The sequence below is a fragment of the Streptomyces sp. HUAS MS02 genome, from assembly GCF_055702265.1.
In genome coordinates, this window is the sequence record NZ_CM146747.1 from 6028915 (window position 1) to 6049038 (window position 20124).

Consider the following 20124-nt stretch of genomic DNA (forward strand, 5'->3'; position numbering starts at 1 on the left):
TTCGGGTTCCGTATGGAGTTGTCGGATTCTGTGCGGGTGCCGGCGGCTACCCGGCCGGTTCCGCGAGCGCCGCCTCGTCCAGCGCGGCCGTCAGCCGGTCCAGGCGGTCGCGCAGATCGCGGATCTCGTCGAGGTCGAAGGTGGTCGCGGAGACGATCCGGCGCGGCACCGCCAGCGCGCGTTCCCGCAGGGCCGCGCCCTCCTCGGTCGGTCGCACCACCACCGAGCGCTCGTCGCGCGCGCTGCGCTCGCGCCGGACGAGGCCGGCCGTCTCCAGGCGCTTGAGCAGCGGTGAGAGGGTTCCGGAGTCGAGCCGGAGGTGCTCGCCCAGCTTCTTCACGGGCAGTTCGCCGTGCTCCCAGAGAACCAGCATCACCAGGTACTGCGGATAGGTGATGCCGAGGTCCTTGAGGACCACGCGGTAGACACCGTTGAAGGCGCGCGAGGCGGCGTGCAGGGAGAAGCAGATCTGCCGGTCGAGGCGGAGGAAGTCCTCCTCCGAGACCTGTCCGGAGACCTGCCCGGAGATCTCCTGGGAGATCCCCTCGGGCGTCGGTGCGGCACTCGTGCTCATGACTCCAGGGTAACCCCTGTCCACCATTTAGTTGTGGACAATTGAATTGTGTGCTCTACTGGAGCCCGTGAACAGCGGTCGGACCGGACCGCCGGGCACGACTCGACCTGACTTGACCTGTGAAAGGGATGGTTCTCCCATGGACGCGCTCTACACCGCTGTCGCCACCGCCACCCACGGCCGCGACGGTCGCGCCGTCAGCAACGACGGAAAGCTCGACCTCGACCTGGCCCTCCCGGTGGAGCTCGGCGGCAACGGCCAGGGCACCAACCCGGAGCAGCTCTTCGCCGCCGGCTACGCCGCCTGTTTCGCCAGCGCCCTCGGCCTGGTCGGCCGCGCCGCCAAGGTCGACGTCAGCGACGCCGCCGTGACCGCCGAGGTGGGCATAGGCAAGGAGGGCGAGGGCTTCGCCCTGAAGGCGACCCTCCGCGTCGAACTCCCCGACACCGTCGACGAGGCCACCGGCCGCAAGCTCGTCGAGCAGGCCCACCAGGTCTGCCCCTACTCCAACGCCACCCGCGGCAACATGCCGGTCGAGCTGGTCGTCGAGTAACACCTCCGCGGTAGCACCTCCGCGCGTCCCCGCCGCATGGGGCGTGACAGGCCCCCGGGCCGTCCCGCGGATCGCTCCGTAGCACCCCCTACGGAGCGATCCGCGCCAGCACCTCCCCGGTCCGCGGACTCCAGTCCACGACCACCGCCTCCTCCGGCACCTTCTGCCACCGCGTCAGCAGCAGCCAGCGCACCCGGTAGCGCCGCGCGACTGCCGCTCGCCGGTCCCGCTGCGACGCCGGATCCAGGTACGCCCGCACCTCGGTGTGCCGCTCGACCCGCTCTCCCTCCTCCAGCGCGGGATCGGGCCAGGGCGGCGCCGCCATGTTCACCCCGTACCCGGCGAGCGCGCGCATCGCGAAGTACCCGTCGGTGATCAGCACCTCGCCCGCCCGCACATGCCGCGCCGCCCAGTCGTACGAAGGCCAGCGCGGCGGCTGTTCGAAGCCGACGGGGTCCAGCGCCCGGGGTACGACCGCCCCCGCCTGGGCGGTCAGGAAACCCACGCAGACGCCGACGGCGGCGGCCCCGCCCAGCGCTCGCCGGGCCCACCCCCATGGCCGGGGCGCCGCCAGTTCCACCGCCAGGGCGAACTGCGCCGGCACCGCCGCGAGCGGCAGCACCCGTCCGTACGTGTAGTGCCCGCTGACCCAGCCGTACGCCGCCACCAGGCATTCCGCCGCGCACATCAGCACCAGCGGGTCCCTGCGCGACCGGCGACCCCGCGCCCACAGCGCCGGCAGCCCGAGCAGTGCCAGCCAGAGGTTCCCCGTCGCGCTCTCGTACAGCAGACGGTGCATCCCGTCCACGCCCGTGTGCCCCGCCAGTGCCAGGACGGCGTAGTACGGCCAGGACACCGCCACCGCGAGGGCGGTCCCGCCCGCCGCCGCCCACCGGGCCACCACCGGGCGCGACCAACCCCGCTGCCAGGCGGTCACGATCGCCACGGCCCCGGCCAGCGAGGCCACCGCCGTGATCGGGTGCACCAGCGTGATCAGCCCGTACAGTGCCCCGAGTCCGGCGTACGCCCAGGCGGTGCCGAGGCCGCTCGGTCCGACGTACCGCACCCGCCCGGCAGGACCGCCGCCCCGCGCGCGTGCCCCCGTCCACGCCCAGGCCCAGAACGTCAGCCCGGTGGCGAACGCCGACGGATAGCCGAGGTTCAGGGTCAGCGACATCAGCCCGAGGAAGCCGCTCCACAGGAGCCGCTCGGTGCCCCACAGCAACGTCATGAACAGCACCGCGAGGACCGGCGCCCACGGCCGGGGCGTCAGTACGCGCACGAAGCGGCCGATCCCGGTGAGCAGCACCAGCAGGTTCACCGGTCCGGCCAGCTTGACCAGGGACCAGCCGCTCAGCCCGGTCAGCCGTGCGAGCACGCCTTGCGCGACGGCGTAGGGGGAGTAGTACGGGCTGCCCGCGCCCGGCAGATCGGCGGTCGGGTGGGCCGGATGCAGCAGGTCCCAGCGCAGCCGTTCGACGACCGCCGCGTGCTGACCGGCGTCGCAGCACAGCGGCACCCGCCAGTACGCCAACGTGATGACCAGCCAGAACAGCGCGCCCATGACGAGGTACGGCGTCGGCCGCCGGGACAGCCGGGTACGGCCGCCGCGCAGCGCGGTGACCCCGAGCGCGCCCCGCCGACGGCGCCGGGCGCGCGGTTCGGCACCGGCATCGGGCCGGATGCCCGGGTCCGGGCCGGAACTGGGAAAGGTCTGGGCTGTACGGGGCATTTGCCGTGTATTCCCGGTATGGCGGGACCGGTCAACGGCTCAGCTCGCGGTCACCACATCGAGTGAGTCTCGGGTGGTGGTGATGCGCTCCAGCAGCAGCGGCAGCCCCAGCACGGGCAACAGCCACGCCACGACGATCAGCCGGTCGCCCCAGATGGTGATGTCCGGATGCCCGGCCTGGTTGAGGATCCCCGTGCACGCGGCGGCCAGCACGAACCAGCCGAACACCGGCCGCTGCCGCAGCGCGCCCCACGCGCCCGCCGCCAGCGCCGCGAGGAACAGCGGCTGGATCAGCTGCCGACGCCCCCACTCCGCCCAGAAGTTCGCCTCCAGGCGCAGGAACTCCGCCCAGGGCCGGGCCCGGTCGGGGCGCGTGAAGTGATCGGTCAGCAGATCTTGGAGGCTCTCCGAGGCCGCCGGGTAGTGCAGGAGCGAGGCGAGCGCCGGCGTGCACACCGCCGCGCCCGCGGACACGGCTCCGACCGCCAGGACCCCCGGCTCGACCGCCCGCACCCAGGCCCCGACCGGCCCGCGCCCGCGTCCCGTACGTTCACCACCGCGTGCGCGCCGTGCGGCGACCACCGCGCACGCCCCCACCAGACACACCCCCAGGAACAGCGCCTGCGAGTGCTTCACCGTGAAGAGCGCCGCCAGGGAACCGCCGACCAGCAGCGCCCCCGCCCGCACCCGCCCCTCCCGCGCCAGGGCGCACCCCCAGAGCGCCGTCAGCGTCAGGGCCAGCAGCGCCCCCTCGGTCATGGGCCGCATGGCGGTCGCGCCGCACGGCAGCACGTAGTAGAGGGCCTGGCCGGTGAGGGCGACGGGGACCGGGGCACGGACGGCACGCAGGACGAGGAAGGCCAGGACGCCCCCCGCCGCCGCGATCAGCACGCTCGCCAGCCACACCCCCCACAGGACCCCGAACACCGCGACGAACGGGGCCAGCAGCACCGGATAGCCGGGCCGCACCTCGAAGATCCGCAGGAACCGCTCCGAGGCGAACGGCGCGACGGGGACGCCCGACTGCCCGGCCGCCAGCCGCCGGTCCACCTCGCGCCACAGCTCCCGTCGGCACTCCTCGGCGACCCGCGCGGCCGGGGACGGCGCCCGGAACCGCACCACGTCCACACGCCGCTTCCGCTCGGCCGTCGCCGCCCGGCTCCCGCAGTAGTGGTCGATGGTCCCGGCCGCCGACTCCCGCACGCTCGCACCGCCCAGCGTGAGGGCGTACGAGACGTAGTTCTTGGTGTCGGGGGTGGCGCGCCCGGTGACGCTTGCCAGCTGGAGCAGCGCGAAAACGGCGGCGAACAGCAGCACCCACGCCCGCGCGCGCGTCGCGAGGACGCGCGCTCGTCCGCCGACCGTGGACCCCCTCATGACGCCCTCATGACGACGACGGGGAAACGGCCGACGACGACGGGAAAGCGGCGGCCGCCGGGGACGGGGCCTGCCGGGGCGCGGGCACCGCGCCCGTCGCCTCACCCAGCATCAGCGTCCGGACGACCCGCTCGGACGCCCGCCCGTCGTCGAACTCGCAGTACCGCTCCCGGAACCCCGCCCGCAGCCGCGCCGACTCCCTGTCCCGCCACTGCCCGGAGTCGAACAGCCAGGCCAGCTCCCGGTAGGACCGGGAGACATGGCCGGGCGGGTCGGCGGTGATGTCGAGGTACATGCCCCGGCCCGCGGTGAAGGCGTCGAGGTCGTCGGCGTGGACGACGATCGGCCGGTCCAGGTTGACGTAGTCGACCATCAGGGCCGAGTAGTCCGTGACCAGGACGTCGGAGGCGAGCATCAGCTCCTCCACATGCGGTTCGTCGGTCGCGTCCACCACGACACCCCGCCGGTGCAGCTCGGCGAGCCCGAACCCGCGCGCCGGCCCGTCCGCGAGCGCCGGATGCAGCCGTACGACGAGGGTGAGCGCCTCGCCCAGGCTGCGCCGCAGATCGGCGGCGAACCGGGCGAGGTCGAAGCGCTCGGCATGGCCGCCGCGCCGGTGGTCGCGGGGCGTGGGCGCGTACAGCACGACCGTGTGCCCGGGCGGGACGCCCAGCCGCTCACGGACCGCCGCGCCGCTTGCCGGCCCGGCGTTCACCAGGACGTCGTTGCGCGGGCTGCCGGTCCGCAGCGAGGTGAAACCGCACGGGTACGCCCTGCTCCACACCAGCTCGGAGTGGCGGTTGGCGACGAGGCTGTGGTCCCAGCGGTCGGCCCCCCGCAGCACGCCCGGCACGTCCACGCCGAGCCGGGCACCCGGCTTGTGCAGCAGGTCGGCGCCCATGAACTTCAGCGGCGTCCCCTGGTGGGTGTGCACGTGCACGCTGCCCGGCCGCTTGGTGAGGGCGCCGGGCCAGTCGGCGTTGCCGACGAAGTACGTCGCCCGCGCGGCCAGCCGCCGGTACTCGGCCGAGCCCGGCGTCACGTATTCCACGCCCGGCGGCAGCGCCGACACCCGCTCCGGGCGCACCACCCACACCCCCCGGATGTGCGGCGCGAACTCACGGGCGGCCTGGTACACGGCCGCCGGGTCCCCCAGCACCCCGCGATGGGAGAACGCCGAGTACAGGGCCAGATGCGGGTCCAGCGGCAGCCGCTCGTGGGCCAGCGACCAGCCCCGCCCGACCCACTCGGCGCCGACGGCCAGCACGCGCTCCCCGCGTACGCCGAGCGCGCTACGGGCGCGGGCCGCGCACCGCCGGGCCCGGTAGGCGGCCCAGCCGCCCTCCAGCACCTGGTGGGCGGGGGCCGGGGAGTCGTCGTCCGACCGGTGCTTGCGGTACAGCCCCGCCGTCCGCCGGAAGAACTCGGCCCGGTCCCCGGACGGCACCCGGTCCGGTGCGGCGAGGATCTCCAGACAGTGGACCGCCATCGCCTCCCGCACCCGGCCCCGCCAACCCGTCAGCTCCGGACGGGAGTTCAGATGGGCGAAGACCCGCTCGTACTGGTCGTGCACATCGAAGTGCCCCCGGCCGGTGGTGGACAGCAGGGTGCCCCGCGGCCGCTGCCGGCAGGACACACAGATCCGGTCCAGCGTGGCGATCCGCCCGGCGCCGAGCAGCACCGGCAACGTCCACGGCGTGTCCTCGTAGTGCCCCGGCGGGAACCGGAAGCCGTGCGCCTCCAGGAACTCCCGCCGGTACGCCTTGTTCCACACGACCCTCGGCAGGCCGAGGAACTCAGGGCGCTCGGCCACCGTGAACGTGCCCTCGCCCGCCGCGCCCAGGAGGTGCGCGTGGGTGTCGCGCCGCGTCTCGCCCCACCAGTACGTCCGGGCGTGGTCGAAGACCAGCACATCGGGGTCCCCGGCCTCCTCCAGCCGGTCCGCCAGCGCGCGCAGCGCGCCCGGGACCAGCGTGTCGTCGCCGTCGAGGAAGAGGACGAAGTCTCCGGTGGCGTACGGCAGTCCGGCGTTGCGGGCGCGGCCCGGGCCCACGTTCGCGGGCAGGTGCAGCACCCGCACCCGCGGCTCGCGGGCGGCGTACGCGTCGAGGATCTCGCCGCTTCCGTCCGGCGAGCAGTCGTCGACGGCGATCACCTCCACGTCCCCGTACGACTGCTCCAGGACCGAGTCCAGGCACTCGCGCACATACGCCCGGACCTCGAAGACGGGGACGACGACACTGAAACGGGGCATGTCCTCAGCTCCTCACGAGGGTCGCGGCGGCGGGTGTCGGGACGGCGGGTGCCGGAGCAGCGGATGCCGGAGCGGCGGGCGGTGGGGCGGGGGTGCGCTCGGCGAGCGGCAGAACCGGCGGCAGCGCCTCCGGCCGCTCGCCGAGGAACACGCGCCGTACGACCCGCTCCGCCGCCCGCCCGTCGTCGAACTGGCAGAACCGCTCCCGGAAGACGGCCCGCAGCCCGTCCGCCGCCACGTCCGCGTACGAGCCGTCCCGGAACAGCTCCGCCAACTCCCGCCCCGTGCACGCCACATGACCGGGCGGCGCGGCCGGCAGGTCGAAGCAGGCGCCCCGGATCTCCCGGAACACCTCCCAGTCCTCCGCGAGGATCACGACGGGCCGGTCGAGGTGGGCGTAGTCGAACATCAGCGACGAGTAGTCGGTGATCAGCGCGTCTGCGGCGAGACACACCTCCTCGACGCGGGGGTGCGCGGTGACGTCGATGATCCGTCCGCCGCTCGCGCGCGGGGTACCGGCGGCGGAGCGGTGGTGCGCTCGCAGCAGCACCACGAACTCCTCGCCCACCGCCTCGCAGAACGCCTCCAGGTCGAGCCGAGGCTCGTGGTCGCGGTGGGTCGGGGCGTAGAGGAGAGCCTTCCTGCCCCCGGGTACGCCCAGCGTGCGCCGGGCGCGCGCCACGTCCTCGGCCGTCGCCGTGTAGAGGCGGTCGTTGCGCGGGCAGCCGTACTCCAGCCGTTCGTACCTCCCGGGGAAGGCCCGCTCCCAGGTCTCGGTGGAGTGCCGGTTGGCGGAGAGGGCGAAGTCCCAGCCGTCCACGCGCCCGAGGAGAGCGGCCGAAGCGGCGGGCCCGGCGGGCCCGCCGGAGGCGGCCGCCACCGCCGGATACGCGGACCGGTCCAGGCCCGTCGCCTTCAGCGGGGTGCCGGGCGAGGTCCGGACGTGGACGCCCCCGGGACGCCCGACGGGGGTGTCGCAGAGATCGCCGAGATCCGTGAGGTCGGTGAGGTCCGTGAGATCGGCGTCGTCGACGAGGTACTTGGCGCGGGCCAGCAGCCGCCCCGCGCGCGGACTGCCGAGCACGGCGTGCTCCACGCCGTGCGGAACCCGGTCCACCGCGTCCGCCGGGACGAGGAACACCGAGCGGACCCGGGGGGCGAGTTCACGGGCCTTCGCGTGGAGCGCGGCGAGGTCGCCGCCGACACCGCGCACCCGGTGCGCGCGGTACACGGCGAGGTTCGGGTCCAGCGGCAGACGGCGCCGCACGGCGCAGATGGCGCGGGCCAGGGGCGTGCGGGGGCGGGGGAGCGCCGCCAGGGCGCCGGCGGCGGCGCGGCGGGCGGCGTGCAGGACCCGGAATCCTCCGTACGAGCCGCTCGCGAGCAGCCGGTGCTGGAGTCCGAGGTGGCCGGCGGGCACCTGGAAGCAGGTCGGGCGGTGGAGGCCGTAGAGGTGGGTCGCGCGGCGGAAGAAGTCACGGCGGTGGTGGGCGGGCAGTCGCTCCGGGTGCGCGAGACTCCGCAGCACGATCGCGAAGAGCCGCCCGAACAACGCCTCCGTCAGCGCCTGCCCGGCCGCGGCCCGGGCGAGCACCAGCTCCACCTGGTCGAGGAGTTCGAGGTGGTGGGCCCCGGGCGCGTACAGCCGGCTGCCCTGTCGGCGCAGCAGATGGCGTACGCAGACCGTGCCCGGCAGTTCGGCGGTGCGGTCGGCGGCGAGGGCGACCAGGCCGTTCCAGCCGACGTCGGTGAAGTGGCCGATGGGGAAGGTGAGTTGGCGCGTGTTGAGGAAGTCCCGGCGGTAGGCCGCGCTCCACGCCGGGGCGTCCGGGCCGACCGGGCGCACGACGGTCGTGCCGCCCTCCCACCAGTGCGCGCGCTCGTGCGCGAAGCGCAGGACGTCCGGGTCGTCGGTCTCGTCCAGCCGGTCCGCGATCGCCCGCAGCGCGCCGGGCGCGAGCGTGTCGTCCCCGTCCAGGAAGACGACGTACGTCCCGTGCGCCGCGGCCAGTCCCGCGTTGCGGGCGGCGCTCAGGCCGCCCGCCGGCGGCGACTCGACCGGGGCGACGCGGGTGTCCCTGACGGCGTACGCGGCGCTGATCGCCCCGGCCGGTGAGTCCGCCGCCGCCTCGTGCACCGGAATCAGCTCGAAATCACCGAACGGCTGACCGAGAACCGACTCCAGAGCGAGTGGCAGCCGCCCTTCCACGCCGTAGGTGGGGACGATGATGCTGAAGCGGGGCATTCTTTCCTTTCTGGGGGTGCGTTGTCGGGTGCGTGGTCGGGGGTGCGTGGTCGGGTGCGGGTCCGGTGGGGCTTCTCGCGCAGTTCCCCGCGCCCCTAAAGGATTCAGGCCCTGCGGGCCTGAAAAGCGGGGGGCGCAGCCCCCGCTTTTCAGGGGCGCGGGGAACTGCGCGACCAGCCCCCACCGGGCGGACGTCTGGGGGTCGAAGGGGCGCAGCCCCTGGGGGAGGGGACGGGTAGGGGCGGCGGGGGCGAGGAAACCGCCTACGTGCCCAGCACGTCATCCGCACCCGGGCGGACCGCCGACGCCGACGGAACCGGCCGCCGCTCCCCCAACGGCACCACATCCCCCGGCGGCACACACTCACCCAGCACCACCCGCCGCACCACCCGCTCCGCCGCCCGCCCGTCGTCGTACGGGCAGAACCGCTCCCGGAACGCCGCCCGCAACTGGGCCGACCGCGACCCCCGCCAGTGCCCGGTCGCGAAGATGTCGATCAGCTCGTCCTCGCTGCGCGCGACCGCGCCCGGCGCACACGCCCGCAGATCGAAGTACGTGCCGCGCGCCGCCTCGTACGCCTCCCAGTCCTCCGCGTGGATCACGATGGGCCGGTCGAGGTTGGCGTAGTCGAACATCAGGGACGAGTAGTCCGTGATCAGGGCGTCCGAGGCCAGGCAGAGGTTCTCCACGCTCGGATACCCGGTGACGTCCAGCAGCCGGCCGTGCGCCAGGTCGGTCAGGGGGGAGTCGTACGCGTGGTGCGCCCGGGCCAGGACGACGAAGCGCGGCCCGAGTTTGCGCAGCACCCGCTCCAGATCCAGATGGGCGCGCTGCGAGTGCCGGTAGTCGCGGTGCGTCGGGGCGTACAGGACGGCGACCGCGCCCTCGGGCACCCCGAGGTGCTCGCGCACCCGGGCCACGTCCGTCGAGTTCGCCCTCAGCAACACGTCGTTGCGCGGCGAGCCGTATTCGAGGGTGGTGAACGGGGAGGGGTAGACCCGCTCCCAGACGAGCGTGGAGTGGCGGTTGCCGGACAGGACGTAGTCCCACTGGTCGCTGCCGCGCAGGACGTCCTCGAAGTCCGTGCCGCGCGCCGCCGCCGGCCGGTCCCGCAGGTCGAGACCCATGTGCTTGAGCGGGGTGCCGTGCTGGGTCTGCAGCAGCACCTGACCGCGCCGTTTGACCAGCCGCCTGTCGAAGTCGACGTTGTTCACCAGGTACTTGGAGCGGGCGAGCGCCGTCCAGTACGCCATCGAGCCGGGCAGCACACGCCGGGTCGCCACCGGCAGCGTGTGGTGGTGCTCCGGGTGCGCGACCCACGAGGTGCGCATCGTGGGGACGTACGTCCGGAACGCGTTCTCCAGCGCGGCCGGGCTGCACTCGTAGCCCCGGCCCCCGTACGCGGCGAACACCGCCCGGTCCGCGCGCAGCGGGAGCAGCCGCTGGACGCGGTAGTGCAGGCGCAGACCGGCGGAGCGGAACAGCCCGGCCACGCCCCGCACCAGGCGCCCGGCCCCCCGGCCCAGGCGCGCTCCGGCCCACAGGGCGCGGTAGAGGCGCGGGCTGCCCAGCCGCAGGAGCGCGTGCCGGAGCCGGGCGCGGGCGCGGAGGGGCACGCCGGGGGTGCGGTAGCGGACGCAGTGCGCGCGGACCGTCCGCAGGAACTCGGCGCGCGCCTCGCGCGGCAGCCGGTGGCGCCGGGAGTACACGGAGGTGAGGTGGTCGAGCATGCGCCGGAAGAGCACCGGTCGCCACTGCGCCAGCTCCGGCCGCTCGTCGATGTGGGCGAACACCCGGTTGTACTGACCGAACACGTCGAAGTGACCGTACGTAGTCGCCCCGAGGAGGCTGCCGTGGCGGCGCAGGCGGTGGTGGACGCAGACCCGGTCGAGGGTGGCGACGGACTCGGCCGTCATCAGGACGGGGTACGTCCAGGCCGTGTCCTCGTAGATGCCGGGCGGGAACCGGAAGGCGTGGTCCTCGACGAACTCCCGTTTGTAGGCCTTGTTCCACGCCGCCGGGCGGACGGTGAGCAGGCCGGGGCGGTCGTCGAGCCGGAACGGGGCCGGGCCCTGCTCGGTGAGCCGGCGGTCACGCGCGTCGTGGACCGGCTCGCCCGTCCACGCGACACGCGCGAAGTCATGGACGAGGACGTCGGGTTCGCCGGTCTCCTTGACGCGGTCGGCGATGGCCTGGAGCGCGCCCGGCGTGAACGTGTCGTCGCCGTCGAGGAAGAGGAGGTAGTCGCCCCTGGCGTGCTCCATCCCCGTGTTGCGGGCGGCGCCGGGCCCCGCGTTCTCCCGCAGGCGCACGGTGCGGCGCACCCGGGGGTCGCGGGCGGCGAACTCGTCGGCGATCGCACCGCAGTTGTCGGGCGAGGCGTCGTCGACGACGATCAGTTCGAGGTCGGTGAAGGACTGGGACAGCACAGAATCCAGGCATTCGTGCAGGTACGCCTGAACCTTGTACGCGGGAACGATGACACTGAACCTGGGCAAGGAGGACATCCATGGGTCGGCGCGGGCATACTGCCCGGAAACGGCCGATGGGATGATTTGGTTACGGTGCGTGTTCCATACGGGGGATTCTCACGGGAGTTGGGGGCGCACGGGTGTGTTCCGCGGTGCGCACGCCCCCACTTGGCGGTCGCTACTTCACCGCCCCGGCCATCACCCCCGACACGAACTGCCGTTGGAACGCGAAGAACACGGCCAGCGGGATCACCATCGAGATGAACGCGCCCGGCGCCAGGACCTCGATGTTGCTGCCGAACTGCCGTACCTGCTGCTGGAGTGCCACCGTCAGCGGCTGGGAGTCGGAGCTGGAGAAGACCAGCGCGACCAGCATGTCGTTCCACACCCACAGGAACTGGAAGATCCCGAGGGACGCGAGCGCCGGTGCGGCCAGCGGCAGGACGACCGTCGCGAACAGCCGTACCTCACCCGCCCCGTCCAGTCGCGCCGCCTCCAGCAACTCCCTCGGGATCTCCGCGAAGAAGTTCCGCAACAGGAAGATCGCGAACGGCAGTCCGAAGCCGACGTGGAAGAGCACCACGCCGATGATGTCGCCGAAGATCCCGAGGTCCCGGAAGAGCCCGGACAGCGGGATCAGCGCCACCTGCACCGGCACCACGAGCAGCCCGACCACGCCCATGAACCACCAGTCACGGCCCTTGAAGTCCAGCCAGGCGAAGGCGTATCCGGCCATCGCGCCGATCAGGACGACCAGCAGCGTCGCGGGCACCGTGATCCAGACCGTGTTGAACAGGGCGTCCGTGACGCCGTCGTTCTCCAGCAGCGATGCGTAGCTCTTGGTGGTGAGTTGGGCCGGAGCCGAGAACACCTTCCACCACCCGGAGGTGGAGATGTCGGTCGGGTCGCGGAACGACGAGACCAGCAGCCCGAAGGTCGGCACCAGCCAGAACAGCGCCACCAGCAGCAGGAACACACGCAACACGCCCCCCGCCGCGCCGCTCGCGAGCCGGGCGGCGACGGAGCGTTTCTCGACAGGTGTGGAGCGATCCTCGACAGTCGTCACCGCTGGCGCTCCTTCCTGAGGCGACGGATGTTGACCCACATCACCGGCAGCACGAGCAGCAGCAGGACCACACCGATCGCACTGCCGAGACCGAAGTCGCCGCCACCGCCGTACGACACCAGATAGAGCTGCAGGGCGAGGACGTTGGCCTCGTCCTGGGTGGGCTGGGGCGCGATGATGTAGACGAGGTCGAACACCTTCATCACATTGATCATCAGCGTGACGAGGACGACGACCAGGACCGGCGCCAGCAGTGGCACGGTGACCTTCCGGAACACCTGCCACTCGTTCGCGCCGTCGACCCGGGCCGCTTCGAGCAGATTGCGGTCCACCCCGGCCAGCCCGGCCGCGATCAGCACCATCGCGAAGCCCGCCCACATCCAGACGTACGAGCCGATGACGGCAGGGGTGACCAGGGTCGGGCCGAGCCAGTCGATGCCGTTGTAGGGCACGGCGAAGTTCGAACCGGGCAGCCGGAGCCGGGACCCGTCGGCGGACTCCGGCAGGCTGAAGGTGCCGTCGGAGCCGCTGGTCGCGGTGGCGACGACCTTGCCGTCCTTCACCGCCTGGACCTCGACGCCCTCCAACGCCTTCTCACCCGGGTCGACGACACCCTTCTCCCCGCCGCCACCGAGCCGGAAGTCCAGCCAGACGGTGCCGGTGACACCGTCCCCGGTGTCGGCGCCGGGGGCCTTCGCCTCCCGCGCGTCACCGGGCAGGCTGCCCGGCGCGATCCCGACGAGCGGGAGGAGCGCCGGGGTGCCCGCCCGGACGGTCCCCTCCGTGGTGAACGACCCGCCGCCGGACGCCTTCAGGTCGCTCACCTGAGCGTTGGGCCGGGCCTTCGGATACACGGACTCGTCCACGAAGATGTCGTGCACGGACGTCACGACCGCGTTCGCCACACCCTGGTCCGGATCCTGTTCGTACACCAGCCGGAAGATGATGCCGGCGGCCAGCATTGAGATCGCCATCGGCATGAAGACGATCAGCTTGAACGCCGTTCCCCAGCGCACCCGTTCGGTCAGCACCGCGAAGATCAGCCCGAGCGCGGTGACGACCGCCGGCGCCACCGCGACCCAGATCGCGGTGTTGCGTACGGCGACGAGGGTCGCGTCGTCGGTGAAGATCTCCGCGTAGTTGTCGAGGCCGACGAAGCCCGAGCCGTCCGCGTCGAACAGGCTCCGCCAGACCGAGTACCCGATGGGGTAGACCACGAGCGCGCCGAGCAGCACCAGCGCGGGCAGCAGGAACAGCACCGCCACCCACAGCCGGGTGCCCGTCACGCTCTTGCGCGGTGCGGCGGGGGGCGTCGGCAGCGCGCCGGCGCCCCCCGCCGTCTTCGTCGCGGCGGACGACATGAGTCGCCGTCAGCCGTTCCCGTAGGCCTTGGCCGCGTCGGTCTCCAGCTGTTTCTGGGCACCTGCGACGTCGTCGGGGTTCTTCAGGAAGTCCTGAAGGTCCTTCCACTCACCGACGCCCTGGGTGCCGCCGAACGCCGCCGGGGCCTGGTCGGACATGTCGAAGCGGAAGTCGTCACCCGCCGCGAGCAGCGCCTTGGCGATCTCCCGGGTCACGTCGTCCTTGTAACTGCCCTGGTCCATCTCCTTGTTGGGGGAGAGGAAGCCGCCCTGGGCCGCCCAGATCTCCGCCGCGTCCGTCGAGGCGAGGAAGGTGAGCAGCGCCTGCGCGCCCTTGCCGTCCTTCAGCGCCACGGCCGCGTCGCCGCCGGTGACCACGGGGGAGTCGTCGCCGACCGCCGGGAACGGGAAGACCTTGGCGTCCGTGCCGATCTCGGCGTCCGTGTCCCCGTTGATGGTGACGGCCACGAAGTCGCCCTCGAAGACCATGCCGGCCGGGGCGTCTCCGGTGAAGGTCTGCGTGATCGACTTCGGGTACTCGGTCTGCAGCGCGCCGGAGGCCCCGCCGGCGATCAGCTCGTCCTTGCCCCACAGTTCGGCGAGCGTCGTGAGGGCGTCCTTCACGGACGGGTCGGTCCACTTGATCTCGTGCTGGGCGAGCTGGTCGTACTTCTCAGGGCCGGCCTGCGACAGATAGACGTTCTCGAACCAGTCGGTGAGCGTCCAGCCGTCGGCGCCGCCGATGGAGACGGCGGGCGAGCCGGCGTCGGAGAGCGTCTGCGCGGTCTGCAGGAACTCGTCCCAGGTCCCCGGCTCCTCGGTGATGCCGGCCGCCTCGAAGGCGGCGGTGTTGTACCAGACCAGGGACTTGTTGGCGGCCTTCGCGTAGACGCCGTACCGCTTGCCCTCGTACGCGCCGAGGTCCTTCCAGCCGTCCGAGAAGTTCTTGTCCAGCTGGGCCAGGGCCTCGGTGCCGAGCGGTTTCACCCAGCCCTTCTCGGCGAACTGGTGCAACACGCCGACCTGCGGCAGGAACGCCACGTCCGGCGGTTTGCCGCCCTCGATCTTCGTACCGAGGAACGTGGACGTGTTGTTGCCGGTCGGCACGAACGTCACCGAGGCGCCGGTGCGTTTCTCGAACTCGTCCAGCACCTTCTGGAAGTTGTCCAGCTCCGGGCCGGTGAAGACGGCCGCGACCTCCAGCTTCTGGCCGTCCAACTTGGGGAGTTGGACGGTGGCCTCGTTGCCGCCGTCGTTGCCGTTGTCGGCGCCGTCGCCCTTGTCGTCGTCACCGCCGCACGCGGTGAGGGAGAGGGCGAGGACGCCGGCGGCGAGGGCCGCGACGGCCTTGGCGGCGGGAGCGTTGTGCGTGGTGGCCCTGGACGTGGGGGGATGGGTGGGCTTGCCAAGGAAAGTGGGCTTGCGTGTGCGAAGCATGCGACCCGTGCGAACCATGCGGTGGATGTTGCGCATCTCTGACCCCGTTCTCCGTGCGTCGTCGAACGTAGAGCGCTGTCCCGTGGGCTCTGGTCTACGCCGGGTGCTCGGGGGCGGCAAGAGCGCCTGCCGTGTCAATGTCTTGATCGTGACCGCGTCGTGACCATGACCCGGCGACGGGGCGCTGCCGCTGCCGCGGGCGGGTGCCTATGGGCCGTGGGGGACTTCGCCGTTGGTGGGTGGCCGGTCCGTCGTGGTTGCTCGCGCAGTTCCCCGCGCCCCTGGGAGGGGCCTGCGGCCCCGTCCCTCGGAGCAATGGCTTGGCGAGGGGGCGCTGTCGGGTGCCGGGTGCGGGGTGCCTATGGGCCGTGGGGGACTTCGCCGTTGGCGGGTGGCCGGTCCGTCGTGGTTGCTCGCGCAGTTCCCCGCGCCCCTGGGAGGGGCCTGCGGCCCCATCCTCCGACTCCCTCCCCCTGCGGGCAGTCGTGCCGCTGGGGCGGCACGGGTGGGCGCAGGCGTTGCCCTGCCGGCGCCGGTGAGCGCCCACGCCTTCCGGTCCGCCCCTGCGCCGGTAGCCGCGTGCACCGCCGTCAGAGCAAGGACGGGGCGGCCGGTGCCGAGACCTCGCGGGCCGCTCGGTCCAGGGCGCTGGCCAGGAGAGCCAGGTCCGTGGGGCCGTTGCCCAACTCCCGTACGGGGCGCCGCGCGGGCGGGTCGCCCATCCGCGTCCAGTCGAGCGGGACGACCGTCGGACGGAGGGTGGCCGTGCGTGGGATGCGGCCCGTCACCCGTCCCGCCTGGAAGGCGGTCGTACGACCCCCCTCGCCCAGCAACTCGCCGCGCCCCGGCGCCGGTTCGTCGGGACCCGGCACCGGCGCGCTCAGGACGACCCGCCCGCCGGCCGCCCGCCCCAGCTCGCTCTCGCTCTTCCGTCCGCCCCCGCCGGTCGTGGCCACGAGATGCACCCCGAGCCGCTCGCCCTCCCGGGCCACCGCCTCCAGGGCCCGGACGACCGACCCCGCCGCCGGCCGACCCGTGGAGCCCAGGGGCGGTGACAGCAGCGCGTCGAGGTCGTCGACGATCACGACGAGCCTGGGCAGCTCCGAGGCGAGGCCCTTCCCGGCCCCACCCCTGCCGTCCTGCTCGGTGTTCCGTCGGCTCGGCCGCAGCCGCAGCGTGGAGCTGGAGGACGAGTCGAGATCGGCGGCCCCGGCCGCCGACCCGCCCGGCCCGGAGGACCCCGCCCCCGGAGCGGCCGACTTCGCCGCCCCGGACCCTGAAGCCGCCGAAGTCGCCGAAGTCGCCGAGGTAGCGGAGCGCTGCGGGACGATACGGCCCGACACCTCGCGCCGCGTGTGCCACTCCACGAACCCGAGCCCGTCGAGCAGTTCGTACCGACGCTTCAGCTCGGCGATCAGGGACTGGGCGAACTCCCGCATCCGGACGGGGTCGTTGGCCGTCAGATGGGTCCCCACATGGGGCAGGTCGGTACAGACGCCGAGCCCTTCCCCGGCGCGGCCCGCGCCGCCGGCGGCGGCGCCCCCCGCACCGGCGTCCCGCCCGTCGACGAGGACGATGCCCAGCCGGTCGGGCCGCTCGGCGGCGGCCAGCGACGCGGCGACGGCCCGCAACAGCTCCGTACGACCGCTGCCGACCGGCCCCTCGATCAACAGGTGCGGGCCCTCGGCGACGAGGTCCACAGAGACGGGCCCGCGCGGACCGGCGCCGAGCACGGCCCAGGCGCGCCCTCCGAGCGCCGTCGTGTCGTCGCCCGCGTCCGCCCAGCGCGCCATCAGCGACGCCGGTGTGGCCCGCGCGAGCCCCAACTCGTCCAGCAGTCGCGCCGACTGCGGCAACGGCGCCGACACCCGCGCCTGCCGGTCGCCGGCCGCCCCGTCCGTCCGCAACGGCGCCAGCGCCCGCGCGAACCGCTCCGCCCACGCCGCCGAGACCGCGTCCAGCGTGGCCACCGTGCCGTGGTTCAGCAGGCCGGGCGCTTCCCGCGCGTCGAGCGAGGGGATGTCCCGGGTGCCGGGGTGTGTCCGCTCGTCGGCATCCGAGAGCGCGCCCTGCGAGAGGTCGAGGGCGGTGTGCGTACGGCTCACCACGGCGGGGTCCGCCTGAGCGGAGCCACGGGCCCGGTCGGACCGTACGGGCTCCGTGTGGTCGGGGCGGGGGCGGCCCGGCGAGGCGTCGGAGGCCGTACCGCGCGCGTGGTCCGCGGGCTCCCGCGACGGGAGACCGGAGGCCCCGGCCCGCCCGGCCGCACCGCCGTGCTCGGCTCCCGAGCGTCCGCCGGCTCCGCCGGAACCGGGTCCCGCCCCCGTACGCCCGGGCCCGGCCCCAGCCGCCCCAGCCGCCGTGGACGCCGTACCGGTGGTATTCGTCGTGCCGGTCGCGTTCGTCGTGCCCGTCGCCCCGGAGCCCTTCCCTCCGGCGTACCCGGCCGAGGTGACACGCAGCAGCCGCAGCGCCGTGGCGACGTCACCGCTGAGCAGGGCGACGGCCCCGCACGCGCGGAACGCGGGGGAGACCTCGCAGGCCGCCGTGTACGTCTCGGTCACCGGTGAGGCGGGCGACGCGGACTCCGTCTCGGCGAGGCAGACGACATGGATCCCGGCGGCCGGCCCCTCCTGCGCCAGCCGCACCACGGCCTCACGCACATCCGCGCCCCCGGGATCCCCGTCCACGATCACCACCGTGTACGGCCCCGCGAAGTCGCCGCCCGCCGGTTCGTCCTCCCGGGCCCACGACGGCCGCCGCGCGCTCCGCCGGGCCGAGCCGCTGTCGCCCGCCCCGGCACCGTGACCGGCCGGATCGGCCGGATCGGCTGAGGTCGAGGCCGTGGCCCTGCCCGTCGTCGTACGTCCGCCGCCGGCGCCCGGCGTGCTCCCTGGCGCGTGGCCCGCCGTGTCCGCCGCGTGGTCCTCCACGCGGCGCAGCAGTTCGTCCAGCCGGGCCGTCGTCTGCTCACGGTCGTAGGCGAGGAGGAGCCGGCAGTCCTGGCCGTGCGCGGGGCGCAGATGGGGGAGCCAGCCGAGCCAGGACCAGTCGGTGGTGCGCTCCTCGGCGGGCCGGGCGCGGTCCGCGCTGATCAGCACCAGTTCCAGGGTGTCGGGGGAGTGCAGCGCGGCGAGCTGGGCCACGACCGCGCGGGTCAGCCCCATCAGCCGGGGGCGCGGTCCGGCCAGCCCCAGCGCGCCGACCTCCCGGAGTCCGGTGGTCACCGGCACGGCAGGCAGCAGGCCCGATCCGTCCGGCGCGGGACGGTCCGCCGTGCCGAGCCGCACCGTCAGCGCCTCCGGATGCCCCGGACCGCGCTCCCACAGCCGGGCGCCGGGCCCGAGCGCGGTGAGCAGCAGCGCGGCGAGGTCCGGCCAGGTCTCCGGCAGCCGCTCCCCGGCTGCCGGGAGCACCGAGGCCAGCGCCCCGCGCTCGTCCTCGTCGTACTCCGCGTCGTACTCGTACGGGTCGTACTCGGCCCCCGACTGGGTCCGCCCGCCGGTCAGCCGCCGGGCCCAGGCGCCGAGCCCACCCCGTTTGCGCACCCCGCGCGGCACCTCCGTGCCTCGGAGGGGCGTGCCTTTGCGGGTACCGGACCCGGGGGCCTCACCGCCGTGCGCGAGACCGCCGTCACCGGGTCCGCAGGCACCGGCACCCGGCCCACCGGGCTCGCCGACGGCGCGGGAGTCGTGGGAGTCGTGGGACCGGCGGGAGGTGCCGTGGCCGTGGGCCTCACCGGCGCGCGGGTCGTCGAATCCGTGCGGGGCGTCGGCGGCGCGGGAGCCCGCGGCACCGCCGAGGGGATCGTGGCCGTCGCGGGGACGGCCGTGGCTCTCCGCCCCGAGCCCGCTCCCGCCGCCCTCACCGGCGCCCTCGCGCACCGGCCCTTGGCCGGCGCTCGGCACGGCCCCCCGGCCGGTGCCCCCGGTCGTCCCGGGCCCCGTGCTCCCTGTCGTCCGCTCGATGCCGGGCACCCCGCCCTGCCCCGGCACCGTCCGCCGCTCGGCCCGCCCGTGCCCGGAACCCCCGGCCCCCGGCGCGCCCGTACTCCCACGAGCCACGCCGCCGTACCCGGAACCGGAACCGGACCCGCCGACGGACCCGCCGCCGGACCCGCCGCCGGAGCCGCTGTCACCTGCCGCCGCTGCCCCGGCCCCCGGCGTCGCCCCGGCCCCCGCCGCAACCCGTACGTGTCCCTCGCCGTCGGGTGTCGTGCCGACCCCGCGCGCTCCCGACGACGAGGCCAGCCGGAGCGCGGACTCGCCGATGCGCAGCAGCGCGCCCGGGGTCAGGCGGACCGGGCGGTCGCCGACGCGGGTGCCGTCGAGCGTGGTGCCGTTGGTGGAGCCGAGGTCGACGACGGAGACACGGCCGTCGGCGGAGAGGGTGACCGCGCAGTGCAGGCGGGAGACGTCCGGGTCGTCGAGCGGGACGTCGGCGTCGGCAGAGCGGCCGATGTGGATCTTGCCGCCGTGCAGCAGATGGACGCCGCCCGCGTCGGGGCCGGCCACGACGTGCAGCTGCGCGGCGGCCTCGTCGACCTCGGGGCCCGGCTCGGAGGGGGCGCCCAGGGAGAGCACGGCGCCGTCGATGAGGGGCGGCTCGCCGAGAGTGCACCGCTGGGCGTCGAGGCGCTCGGCACCGGCGTACAGCACGACCTGTCCGCCGCCGACCTCCCGGCTGCGCTCCAGACGCTCCGCACCGCCCTCCCCGACGGCGGAGGCGAGGCCCGAGGCCACGGCGGCGAGAGCCGTCCCGGCGGGCGCCGTGACCAGCACGTCGCAGGCCGTGGCACGTCCTCGCGGCTCGGAGGGCGGTCCCAGCGGGTCTACGACGGTCAGCCGGATCTGCATCGCCGTCAGCGGTCCCTTCCGCGCGGGCACCCGCGACGACGAGGACGAGACTGCGCGGTCCCCACCGCAGACTTCCCCCACCGCTTCACGGGCACGTCGGCCAGTACTGGAGGCATCCTCGCACCTGCCACTGACAGCTCGCCCGCCGCCCGGCGTCAAGTGATCTTGATTGGTCGGCTCTGCCCACAAAAATGCCTG

The 20124-nt window shown here is 74.1% G+C and carries 11 protein-coding genes; 1 reads left to right on the forward strand and 10 read right to left on the reverse strand.

Going from position 1 to position 20124, the window contains the following annotated elements; all coding sequences use genetic code 11:
• Nucleotides 1-46: 46 nt before the first annotated feature.
• Complete coding sequence (locus ACZ9QC_RS25950; protein WP_472915310.1) at nt 47-574, reverse strand: MarR family winged helix-turn-helix transcriptional regulator; 528 nt, start codon at nt 572-574, stop codon at nt 47-49.
• A gap of 139 nt (nt 575-713) precedes the next feature.
• On the opposite strand from ACZ9QC_RS25950, the gene ACZ9QC_RS25955 reads away from it, so the two are divergent.
• Complete coding sequence (locus tag ACZ9QC_RS25955; protein WP_184893393.1) at nt 714-1127, forward strand: organic hydroperoxide resistance protein; 414 nt, start codon at nt 714-716, stop codon at nt 1125-1127.
• 88 nt (nt 1128-1215) lie between these two features.
• On the opposite strand, the gene ACZ9QC_RS25960 is transcribed toward ACZ9QC_RS25955, so the two are convergent.
• From ACZ9QC_RS25960 to ACZ9QC_RS26000, 9 genes are all read right to left on the reverse strand, one after another.
• Nucleotides 1216-2859, reverse strand: a complete 1644-nt coding sequence (locus tag ACZ9QC_RS25960) for a hypothetical protein (RefSeq protein ID WP_472915311.1) — start codon at nt 2857-2859, stop codon at nt 1216-1218.
• A gap of 39 nt (nt 2860-2898) precedes the next feature.
• A complete protein-coding gene (locus ACZ9QC_RS25965; protein WP_472915312.1) occupies nt 2899-4236 on the reverse strand; it encodes a hypothetical protein in 1338 nt (445 codons plus the stop codon).
• Nucleotides 4237-4243: 7 nt separating this feature from the next.
• Entirely contained in the window at nt 4244-6490 is a 2247-nt protein-coding gene (locus ACZ9QC_RS25970; protein WP_472915313.1) for a bifunctional glycosyltransferase/CDP-glycerol:glycerophosphate glycerophosphotransferase, read from the reverse strand.
• Between the two features lie 4 nt (nt 6491-6494).
• Nucleotides 6495-8735 carry a bifunctional glycosyltransferase/CDP-glycerol:glycerophosphate glycerophosphotransferase gene (locus tag ACZ9QC_RS25975; protein ID WP_472915314.1) on the reverse strand — a complete coding sequence of 747 codons (2241 nt, stop codon included), beginning with the start codon at nt 8733-8735 and terminating at the stop codon, nt 6495-6497.
• A gap of 263 nt (nt 8736-8998) precedes the next feature.
• Nucleotides 8999-11242, reverse strand: a complete 2244-nt coding sequence (locus ACZ9QC_RS25980; RefSeq protein ID WP_472915315.1) for a bifunctional glycosyltransferase/CDP-glycerol:glycerophosphate glycerophosphotransferase — start codon at nt 11240-11242, stop codon at nt 8999-9001.
• A 142-nt stretch (nt 11243-11384) separates the two neighbouring features.
• Nucleotides 11385-12272 (reverse strand): carbohydrate ABC transporter permease, encoded by an 888-nt coding sequence (locus tag ACZ9QC_RS25985; RefSeq protein WP_472915316.1) that lies wholly within the window; start codon nt 12270-12272, stop codon nt 11385-11387.
• Nucleotides 12269-13633 carry a carbohydrate ABC transporter permease gene (locus tag ACZ9QC_RS25990; RefSeq protein WP_472915317.1) on the reverse strand — a complete coding sequence of 455 codons (1365 nt, stop codon included), beginning with the start codon at nt 13631-13633 and terminating at the stop codon, nt 12269-12271. The genes ACZ9QC_RS25985 and ACZ9QC_RS25990 overlap by 4 nt, the downstream gene beginning before the upstream one ends.
• A 9-nt stretch (nt 13634-13642) precedes the next feature.
• Nucleotides 13643-15070 (reverse strand): ABC transporter substrate-binding protein, encoded by a 1428-nt coding sequence (locus ACZ9QC_RS25995; RefSeq protein WP_472915318.1) that lies wholly within the window; start codon nt 15068-15070, stop codon nt 13643-13645.
• Between the two features lie 590 nt (nt 15071-15660).
• On the reverse strand, nt 15661-19926 hold the full coding sequence (locus ACZ9QC_RS26000; RefSeq protein ID WP_472921813.1) for an FHA domain-containing protein: 4266 nt from the start codon (nt 19924-19926) through the stop codon (nt 15661-15663).
• Nucleotides 19927-20124: the final 198 nt, after the last annotated feature.

Bases quoted from the DNA above. Each gene is read 5' to 3' on its own strand.
- ACZ9QC_RS25950 (WP_472915310.1), bottom strand. From the start codon at position 574: ATGAGCACGAGTGCCGCACCGACGCCCGAGGGGATCTCCCAGGAGATC.
- ACZ9QC_RS25955 (WP_184893393.1), top strand. From the start codon at position 714: ATGGACGCGCTCTACACCGCTGTCGCCACCGCCACCCACGGCCGCGAC.
- ACZ9QC_RS25960 (WP_472915311.1), bottom strand. From the start codon at position 2,859: ATGCCCCGTACAGCCCAGACCTTTCCCAGTTCCGGCCCGGACCCGGGC.
- ACZ9QC_RS25965 (WP_472915312.1), bottom strand. From the start codon at position 4,236: ATGAGGGGGTCCACGGTCGGCGGACGAGCGCGCGTCCTCGCGACGCGC.
- ACZ9QC_RS25970 (WP_472915313.1), bottom strand. From the start codon at position 6,490: ATGCCCCGTTTCAGTGTCGTCGTCCCCGTCTTCGAGGTCCGGGCGTAT.
- ACZ9QC_RS25975 (WP_472915314.1), bottom strand. From the start codon at position 8,735: ATGCCCCGCTTCAGCATCATCGTCCCCACCTACGGCGTGGAAGGGCGG.
- ACZ9QC_RS25980 (WP_472915315.1), bottom strand. From the start codon at position 11,242: ATGTCCTCCTTGCCCAGGTTCAGTGTCATCGTTCCCGCGTACAAGGTT.
- ACZ9QC_RS25990 (WP_472915317.1), bottom strand. From the start codon at position 13,633: ATGTCGTCCGCCGCGACGAAGACGGCGGGGGGCGCCGGCGCGCTGCCG.
- ACZ9QC_RS25995 (WP_472915318.1), bottom strand. From the start codon at position 15,070: ATGCTTCGCACACGCAAGCCCACTTTCCTTGGCAAGCCCACCCATCCC.
- ACZ9QC_RS26000 (WP_472921813.1), bottom strand. From the start codon at position 19,926: ATGCAGATCCGGCTGACCGTCGTAGACCCGCTGGGACCGCCCTCCGAG.